Source organism: Mesorhizobium sp. WSM4819, from assembly GCF_055811215.1.
The window spans coordinates 1-1,677 of sequence record NZ_JBVVQO010000080.1 but is presented as its reverse complement, the minus strand read 5'-3'; the positions used below and the strand labels follow the sequence as shown (position 1 = coordinate 1,677).

The 1,677-nt window shown below is 55.7% G+C and carries 3 protein-coding genes; all 3 read left to right on the top strand.

The window, feature by feature from the left end:
- On the top strand, nucleotides 1–476 hold a 476-nt coding region (locus tag AC0L18_RS32300), incomplete at its 5' end, for a hypothetical protein (RefSeq protein WP_473495730.1).
- A gap of 176 nt (nucleotides 477–652) precedes the next feature.
- A complete protein-coding gene (locus AC0L18_RS32295; protein ID WP_473495729.1) occupies nucleotides 653–1,432 on the top strand; it encodes a sulfotransferase family 2 domain-containing protein in 780 nt (259 codons plus the stop codon).
- 23 nt (nucleotides 1,433–1,455) lie between these two features.
- The coding region (locus AC0L18_RS32290) for a hypothetical protein (RefSeq protein WP_473495728.1) at nucleotides 1,456–1,677 on the top strand (222 nt) is incomplete at its 3' end.

Below are 1,677 nucleotides of genomic sequence, written 5' to 3'. Positions count from 1 at the left end.
ACATCATGTCCTCCTTGCGCGGCCCAATTGCAGGAATGGACGGTATTCTCATCAGCACCGCCATTGATGAGACGGGTGATGACATGCGCGATACGCAGTCGATGCCCCAAGTCAATCTTGCCTTCCGCATCCCGTGCTTTCATATCGCCGCACCGATCACGCTGAATCCATCGGATGGCGTTCCCATGCCCAGCTGCGCCTTGGTGGGTGCATGCCGCATGCAGACGACCCCCGCATCCTGGTGCATCCCTTCTCCTTTTTGGGTGATGGCACACGCCGGCCATGAGGAGGGGTTGTCCCAGATTAGCTTGTTGGATTTAAGCGTCTCAGAGAACTGCCGCTGTTACCCCGGGCACAGCGGAGTGATTATTTTGTGGTATACCTTGCACCAATACTTCTGCCCTATCGCGTTTGCGCGAAAATCGGATCGGAACCAGACTCGTTCAAAAGTAGTCGCGCTCCCCGTTCGCGCATAAGCCCGAGCGCCGAGCACTTCAGAGGAGCGCAGCATGACGACGGTTCTCCGGGTCGGGATATTTGGCATTTACAGCTATCAGAATCTCGGAATCACAACCTGCTGAATCACTCAATTCTTTTTGGAACAGATGGACATTTAGAGGACGAAGGTCCATAACAACGCGCTGAACCTGGGATGACCATATCCGCAAAGTACTCTCACGAGAATCCCCTACGGGAGAGCGTTTATCTCACGCGCGATTCAGACCCCTGGCAAACCAGAGCGCAACTCGCTTACATTGCAGCAAGACGAATATTGTTCTCACTACAGAACCGACCTGTGCCCACTCTCGAAACTGACGTACTCGTTTCTCTCCGGCATGAGGCGATAGTCGTAACAATCCCCAAATCCGGCAGCAGATCGCTTATGGCAGCGTTTCTCGACCGTTGGTCCGAGCAGGAAGGCGTGTGGTCTGAGACAACTTCACTCCAGTCTCTCTTGCACAAGGACTCGATCAGAAGAAAATTTCGCGTGATGGCAGCCGTTCGCAATCCCTGGGACAGGGTCTACAGCTGTTATAGGGATAAGATTGCAAGACTGGACCGGGGACGTCGCCGGGCGCACCGAATCGCACGTTACCGGGGCCTTCGCCCATTCATGCCGTTCGATGACTTCGTTAGCTGGCTCGGCTCCGATGAGGGGACGGATGAATCTGCCGATCGCCACTGGGTATCTCAGAGCGCTTTCTTGCGCGTAAAGAACGAGTACAGATGCGATCACGTATTCAAACTTGAGCAGATTGCGGACGAGATCGATCGACTGCGTGACGTTCTCGGTGAACCAGATTTCCAGATGCCGCGAACGAACATATTCGGGAACACTCGTGCTCGTCACGACGTGTACAATAGCTACACGCGGGCAATAGTCGAGAAACGATACGAGGAAGACATCGACCGCTTCAGATATGCCTTCTAGACTAACTGGGCGGCTGGAGGTCGTTGAGACCGGGCGGCGGCGCGGCGGTGAACCGGTGGTCGATTGAAGAGAAGCTGCGGATCGTATCGGCGAGGCTGCATCGCGTCGCCGCAAATTTGAGCGGCGTCGATCCACGAGCCATCGGCGCTCGGCTCGCGGCGCGGCCTACGGGGCAGATCGATCCCATTCGGAATCATATGAATGCGATCCGCGCCGATGCCATGTCTCTCCAGATCACCAGCGAT